General features: G+C 40.1%; 4 protein-coding genes. All 4 read left to right on the forward strand.

Features of this window, described 5'->3' with window-relative positions; all coding sequences use genetic code 11:
* Positions 1–353 precede the first annotated feature (353 nt).
* The 4 genes from ABWO12_RS11605 to ABWO12_RS11620 all read left to right on the forward strand — a co-directional run bounded on the left by ABWO12_RS11605 (position 354) and on the right by ABWO12_RS11620 (position 7,875).
* Positions 354–1,496 carry an FIST signal transduction protein gene (locus ABWO12_RS11605; RefSeq protein WP_353089120.1) on the forward strand — a complete coding sequence of 381 codons (1,143 nt, stop codon included), beginning with the start codon at positions 354–356 and terminating at the stop codon, positions 1,494–1,496.
* Between the two features lie 5 nt (positions 1,497–1,501).
* Positions 1,502–3,019 carry a response regulator gene (locus tag ABWO12_RS11610; protein WP_353089122.1) on the forward strand — a complete coding sequence of 506 codons (1,518 nt, stop codon included), beginning with the start codon at positions 1,502–1,504 and terminating at the stop codon, positions 3,017–3,019.
* Between the two features lie 129 nt (positions 3,020–3,148).
* Positions 3,149–5,002 (forward strand): DNA topoisomerase IV subunit B, encoded by a 1,854-nt coding sequence (locus tag ABWO12_RS11615; protein WP_353089124.1) that lies wholly within the window; start codon positions 3,149–3,151, stop codon positions 5,000–5,002.
* A gap of 152 nt (positions 5,003–5,154) precedes the next feature.
* Positions 5,155–7,875 (forward strand): DNA gyrase/topoisomerase IV subunit A, encoded by a 2,721-nt coding sequence (locus ABWO12_RS11620; protein ID WP_353089125.1) that lies wholly within the window; start codon positions 5,155–5,157, stop codon positions 7,873–7,875.
* The last annotated feature ends 138 nt before the right edge of the window (positions 7,876–8,013 follow it).

Genomic DNA, 8,013 nt, shown 5'->3' on the forward strand with positions numbered 1-8,013 from the left:
GACATAAATTATGCTGTAGAAATCAATGCAACTACTGCTATATAATACAATTTAATCTACCTAAGCATGATTTAAATTATAATTCACAATTAATTCGCAAGTTAGATATGATTTGCGACAAGAACTTAAAACTTCCAAAATTCTAAAATAATTTTTAACTATATTTGTCATAAATGTTGGTTATTTGGCTACTTCAAGATGCTGAATTTCAGTATCTTTACCAATATTTTTTCAATTTATTTTACTTAAAATAATTTCACCCAACGGGTTATCTAACTATAATATCCAAAGTAATTTATGCGTCATATTACTTTTTTTTATAAATTTATTGAGAAAAAAACTACAAAGTCTCAATGAAAACTCAACAATTCCTACTTAATAAAGATTTAAATACCAGTATAGTGCAAGAATCGCAAGATTTTTCTCCCGATCGAGCACAATTAGTACTTGCATTTGGGCAACGTACTTTGTTGGAAGCGGCTCAACCTTACGCTACTCTTAAAAATAAATTTCCCCAAGCATTGATTATCCTATGTTCTTCCTCGGGGCAAATTTCAAATCAAGTGATTATCGAAAATGATATAGTTGTTACAGCAATTCTTTTTGAAAAAACGCAATTAAAATCGTTAGAGTATGATGTGTTAAAAGCTGATTCTATTCGAAAATTGGGTAAAAAAGTACAAGAAGAATTGGTTACGCCTGATTTACAGGCTATTTTATTGCTTTCTGAAGGAACTTATGTCAATGGTTCAGAATTAACTCAAGAGCTAACAAAGCAAACAAATGGGAAGATTCCTTTTTTTGGTGGATTAGCAGGAGATGAGTTTAGTTTTGAAAAAACCATTGTGGGACTCAATGCTGATGCGCAACCCGGGAAAATAGTGGCGGTTGGGTTTTATGGTGAAGGGTTGAAGTTCGGATTTGCTAGTGAAGGGGGATGGGCCGATTTTGGACCAGAACGTGAAGTTACCCATTCAAACAAAAATGTATTGTATCGTATTGGGGATCGAAACGCTCTTGAATTGTATAAGGACTACTTGGGTAAATACGCAGATGAACTTCCTGGTTCAGCCCTTTATTTTCCGTTGTCAATGAAAGAGAATCCCGATTCTGAACCAGTCGTTCGAACGATATTGGCCATTGATGAACATGAAAAATCCATGACGTTTGCAGGAAATATTCCATTGGGTTCTCGAGTGCGATTCATGCGCGGCAATATAGATAAATTGATCGATGCGGCGGCCAATGCGGCATTGCATATTCGAACTAAACTTCCGTATCGTCCACAAATTGCTTTTTTGGTGAGTTGTGTTGGACGTCGAGTCGTTTTAGCGGAACGCGTAGATGAAGAGTTAGAATTTATCAAGCAAACATTTGGTGATGATACGGTGTTGTTTGGATTTTATTCGTATGGTGAAATTTCTCCAGATAAAAATGGTTTAGGATGTGAATTACACAACCAAACCATGACAATTGCAGCCCTTTTTGAAGCCTAATTACTATGAATACAAATAATTTACATCGCCATTTGAATCGACAAATCGAAAAGTATTTGGCCACAAATGATTTTCAACACACCCCTCAATTAAAGGCGTTTATTGAAGTGATTAATCAAACCTATTATAATTATGAAAAGGACGCAGAATTGTTTGAACAATCTACCCTTTTAAACGATAGAGAACACTTTGAAGTGACCAAAAAGCTCCAAATTGAATTGCAAAAAAAACAATTGTTTGAATCGCAATTGGTAGCCTTAATACAACAATTGAATGATGATTCTAAACCTTTGGAAGGTGAAACTAGTTTATCGCAACTGATACAAATTCTAAATCGTGAAATAGATCAGAAAAGGATTTACCAGGAGCAATTAAATCAAGCCAAAATAGAGGCTGAAAAAGCAAATGAGGCTAAGTCGGAGTTTTTATCCATAATGAGTCATGAAATTCGAACACCCCTCAACGCGATTATCGGACTTGTATACATCATGGAAAAAGAAGATACACTTCAAGGGTATCGCGAAAATATTGAAGTACTCAAACTCTCAGCTCAAAACCTGTTCTTACTCATTAATGATATTTTGGATTTCAATAAAATTGAAGCAGGGAAAATCGATTTGGAAAAAATCCCCTTCGATTTCAAAAGTTTAATTCAACAAATTGCTCGTGCATTGCAAGCCCGCGCGAACGAAAATCTAAATAAAATTCTACTAGAAATAGACGAAAATTTTGTATCCAATGTAGTGAGCGATCCGCTACGGATGAATCAAATTATTACCAACTTGGTCTCTAATGCCATCAAATTTACACAACAAGGAACCATTACCATTCGAGTGAATCAATTGGAGGTTGCTAGCGGAATTTCAACGTTTAAGGTAGAAGTTAAAGATACAGGAATTGGTATTGATAAAAAAGAGTTTACTTCTATTTTTGAAAAATTTTCCCAAGCAGAAACACACACTTCTAGACAATTTGGAGGAACAGGACTTGGTCTTGTCATCACGAAACGATTGTTGCATTTGTTTGACTCAGATATCGCTTTTGAAAGTGAACTAGGTGTTGGAACTAATTTTTATTTTACGATTAGTTTGCCTATTGATAATCAGGTAAGTAGTTTCGATTTACATGATGATTTACAAACAGAAGTAATGCTGAATGGCTTGCAGATTTTATTGGTCGAAGACAACAAGATTAATGTGAAAATTGCAGAAAAAATTATGAGCCATTGGGGAGTGCTAGTGGATGTAGCTGAAAATGGATTAATAGGTGTTCAAATGCATAAAAAAGGCAATTATGATGTTGTATTGATGGATTTGTCTATGCCTGTTATGGATGGCTATGAAGCTACACGAATTATACGGGAGACGGATTCAGAAACGCCAATTATTGCTTTGACTGCTTCGGCTTCTTTCGGGTACCTTGAACGGGCCCTTCAAGTTGGAATTAATGAATATATTATCAAGCCTTTCAATCCAAAAGAGCTGAATTTGAAGTTGAAAAAATTTAGTAAAAAATATTGTTAATTTGTTTCTCAATGGTATGTTTTTTGAAGTGCAACGCTGTCAAAAAAATTATTGATAACTTTCCTTTTTTTGCCTTCCAAAACCGCTTCGGAAGCCTTACATTAGCTGAAATTCGTTACAATTTTGAATATGGCTGAACAGGTGCAATATAATGAAGATAACATACGCTCACTCGATTGGAAGGAGCATATTCGGATGCGTCCGGGTATGTACATCGGAAAATTAGGGGACGGTTCTTCACCCGACGATGGTATTTATATTTTACTCAAAGAAGTCATCGACAACTGTATCGACGAATTTGTCATGGGTTCCGGAAAAACCATCGAAGTCACCATCAAAGACAAATTAGTAACCGTTCGCGATTACGGTCGTGGTATTCCGCTCGGGAAAGTGGTCGATGTCGTGTCCAAAATGAATACGGGTGGAAAATACGACTCCAAAGCCTTTAAAAAATCAGTGGGTTTGAATGGCGTCGGAACCAAAGCGGTGAATGCGTTGTCTAACTTTTTCCGTGTGGAATCCGTACGGGATAACCAACAAAAAGCGGCGGAATTCTCAGCAGGGAATCTCACCGTCGAGGAAGATATTCAAGAATCGACCAAACGCCGCGGAACCAAAGTCTCGTTCATCGCTGACGATACCATTTTCAAAAACTACAAATACCGCAACGAGTATGTGGTGCGGATGTTGAAAAACTATTGCTACCTAAATACCGGTTTGACCATTTATTTCAATGGTGAAAAATACTACTCCGATTATGGTTTAAAAGATTTATTGCAAGAAACCATCACGGAAGAGGATTCGGTCTATCCGATTATTCACTTGGTAGGTGACGACATCGAATTGGCCCTTACACATAGTAAAACCCAATATTCCGAGGAATACCACTCCTTTGTAAATGGACAGAATACGACCCAAGGAGGAACGCACTTGAACGCTTTCCGCGAATCGGTGGTGAAAACCATACGGGATTTTTACAATAAAAACTTCGAAGCATCTGACATTCGTAAGTCGATCGTGGCCGCCGTCTCGGTGAAAGTGGAAGAACCCGTTTTTGAATCCCAAACCAAAACCAAATTAGGTTCAACCGATATCGGACCCAACGGCCCCTCGATTCGAACCTTTATCAACGATTTTGTCTCCACCAAACTGGACAATTATTTGCATAAAAATCCAGAAGCGGCCGAAGCCTTGTTGAAAAAGATATTGCAAGCGGAACGCGAACGGAAAGAGCTCTCGGGCATTCGTAAATTGGCCCGTGATCGCGCGAAAAAAGCGAGTTTGCACAATAAAAAACTCCGCGACTGTCGCATTCACCTTACCGATACCAAAAACGAACGCTGCCTCGAAAGTACGTTGTTCATTACCGAGGGGGACTCCGCTTCGGGGTCGATCACCAAAAGTCGCGATGTGAATACCCAAGCTGTTTTTAGTTTGCGCGGGAAGCCGTTGAATTCCTATGGTATGTCCAAAAAGATTGTGTATGAAAATGAGGAGTTCAACTTGCTCCAAGCCGCTTTGGATATTGAAGAAGATTACGACAGCTTGCGCTACAACAACATCGTAATTGCCACCGATGCCGACGTCGACGGGATGCACATTCGTTTGTTATTGATTACGTTTTTCTTGCAGTTTTTCCCCGAATTAATCAAAGAAGGGCATTTGTTTATTTTGCAAACGCCTTTATTTCGAGTTCGCAACAAAAAAGAAACCATCTATTGCTACAGCGACGAGGAACGTGTCGCGGCCATTGAAAAGTTAAAACCCAAACCCGAAATCACCCGATTCAAGGGATTAGGTGAAATTTCGCCCGATGAGTTCAAGTATTTCATTGGCGAAGATATCCGACTCGATCCCGTGATGCTAGATAAAGCCACGTCGATTGAAACGTTGTTGGAGTTTTATATGGGCAAAAACACCCCCGACCGTCAAGATTTCATTATCAATAATTTGAAGGTGGAATTAGATGTGTTGGAGAATTAAGTTACTGAGCTACTAAGTTTCTGAGTAGCTGAGCGAGCGGTTGTTAAATGAAAGTAAATATAATTAGAAGCACGAAGTCGTAGTAGTGATTAAAGTATTGGACGCAGGTTCAAGCTCAGTGACTTAGCGACTTAGCGACTTAGCAGCTATATATGAAAGACGAAGAAGAGGATATCGTTCCTAATGAAGACAGATCGCAAGACGATTCAGGTAACGATACACCGCAAGAGCACACCGAAGAAGGCTTTGACGACGTAATTCGTCCCGCCTCCGGTAGTCATTTTTACGAAAACGATGAAAATCCAGAGGATACCATTACCAAAGTAACCGGTATGTACAAGGATTGGTTCTTGGATTATGCGTCGTATGTAATCCTGGAACGCGCGGTGCCTGCGATCGAGGACGGATTCAAACCCGTGCAACGTCGTATTATGCACTCCATGAAAGAGTTGGACGACGGTCGCTACAACAAAGTGGCGAATATCGTTGGGCATACCATGCAGTACCATCCACACGGAGATGCGAGTATTGGTGATGCCATCGTACAAATTGGTCAAAAAGACTTGCTCATCGATATGCAAGGAAACTGGGGGAATATCCTCACTGGTGACGGGGCTGCGGCTTCCCGTTATATCGAAGCACGTATCTCCAAATTGGGGCAGGATATTTTGTATTCTCCCAAGGTAACCAACTGGCAACTCAGTTATGACGGTCGTAAAAATGAACCGATTCATTTACCAGTAAAGTTCCCGTTATTGCTTGCACAGGGAGCAGAGGGAATTGCCGTGGGTTTGTCGACCAAGATTTTACCGCATAATTTCAACGAACTCATCGATGCCTCCATCAAGGTGTTGAAAGGAAAGTCGTTTACCTTATACCCCGATTTCCCCACGGCGGGAATTGCGGATATGTCCAATTATAATGATGGGATGCGCGGCGGTCGTGTACGCGTTCGTGCCAAAATTTCGCAATTGGACAAACAAACGTTGGTGATTACCCAAATTCCGTTTTCAACCAATACATCGACCTTGATTGATAGTATTTTGAAAGCGAATGAAAAAGGGAAAATCAAAGTCAAAAAAATTGAAGACAATACGGCTGCTGAAGTAGAGATTCTGATTCATCTACCGCCCGGCGTGTCTCCCGATAAAACCATTGATGCCTTGTATGCGTTCACGGCTTGTGAAACGTCCATTGCGCCATTGGGCTGTGTGATTGTCGATAACAATCCAGTGTTTATGGGCGTTTCGGAAATGTTGCGCATTTCGACCGAACGCACCAAAAACTTGCTCAAACGCGAGTTGGAAATCCAGTTGGACGAACTCGAAAACAAGTGGCATTTGTCCACCTTGGAGAAGATTTTCATTCGGGAAGAAATGTACATCGATTTCAAATTGTACTCCGATCGTGAAAACTTATACCAGTACTTATATAAACGTTTTGAGCCGTTTAAAAAGGATTTAGTGCGCGATATCCACGACGATGATTTGCACAAGTTGACGCAGATTCCGATGATTCGTATTACGCGATTTGACTCGGATAAAGCGGATGACGCGATTGCCAAATTGGAGGCCGAAATGGAACAAGTGAAACACGACTTGGAGCATTTGACCGACTATGCGATTGCGTTTTTTCAAAACATCAAGGATAAATACGGCAAAGGGCGGGAACGTCAAACGGAAATTCGCAATTTCGATACCATTGAAGCAACCAAAGTGGTGTTGCGCAATACCAAATTGTACGTCAACCGTGAAGAAGGCTTTATTGGTACGAGTTTGAAACGCGATGAATATGTGGCCGATTGCTCGGATATTGATGATGTGATTGTCTTTTTGCGCGATGGGAAAATGATGATTACCAAAGTGGACGATAAAAAGTTCATCGGGAAAGACATTATCCATGTGGCGGTTTTTGACAAAAACGACAAACGCACCATTTACAATATGATTTACCGCGACGGGAAGAATGGCGCTTCGTTTATCAAACGATTTAACGTAAGTGGCGTCACCCGCGATAAGTTTTATGACTTAACCCAAGAAAAAGCGGGCAGTATGGTTTTGTATTTCTCTGCGAATCCGAATGGAGAAGCCGAAACCGTAACCATATTGTTGCGCCAAGTAGGTAGTGTGAAAAAATTGAAATGGGACGTCGACTTTGCCGAAATCATGATTAAGGGTCGCGCCTCCCGCGGAAACACCGTGAGCAAATACCCGATCAAGAAAATTGAATTGAAGGAGAAAGGGATTTCGACCCTGCGTCCGCGTAAAGTATGGTTTGACGATACGGTTCAACGCTTGAATGTGGATGGTCGGGGCGAACTTTTGGGCGAATTCAAACCCAACGATCGGTTGTTAATCATCAACCAAAGTGGAAAACTGAAAACGATTATCCCTGAGTTGACGACCCACTTTGACGAAGACATGATCGTATTGGAAAAATGGAATCCGAAGAAACCGATTTCTTGTATTTATTACGATGGTGAAAAAGAACGCTATTTTGTCAAGCGTTTCTTGGTGGAGAATGAAAATAAAGAGGAAATCTTTATTTCAGAACACGAGAAATCCCAATTGGAAATAGTTTCTACCGATTGGCGTCCTGTGGCTGAGGTGATTTATGCTAAAGTGAAAGGCGTGCAAAAAGAAAATCAGGTGGTCGATTTGGAGCAATTCATTGCCGTAAAAGGAATCAAAGCGCTCGGAAACCAATTGACGGCTGATAAATTGAAACAAATCAATTTATTAGATCCGTTGCCGTATGAGGAACCCGAAGAAGAACCGGAAGTAATGGCAGCAACGGAAGGAGAAGAAGGCGAGAACCCGGATATTCCCACCGAATTGGATGATGACGGTCAAATTACTTTGGCCTTGGAATAAAAAGGAAAACCTGTTCAATAGAGCAGGTTTTTTTATGGGTAAAACATTTAATGCTTATCAAAAGGTAATTTGTTCATAGATAACATACCAATTTTTGGTATATTTGGTAAAAAGAAACGCTATGGCAAAAAACACCTC

This window comes from Flavobacterium sp., from assembly GCF_040379285.1.
In the GTDB taxonomy this organism is placed as follows: domain Bacteria; phylum Bacteroidota; class Bacteroidia; order Flavobacteriales; family Flavobacteriaceae; genus Flavobacterium.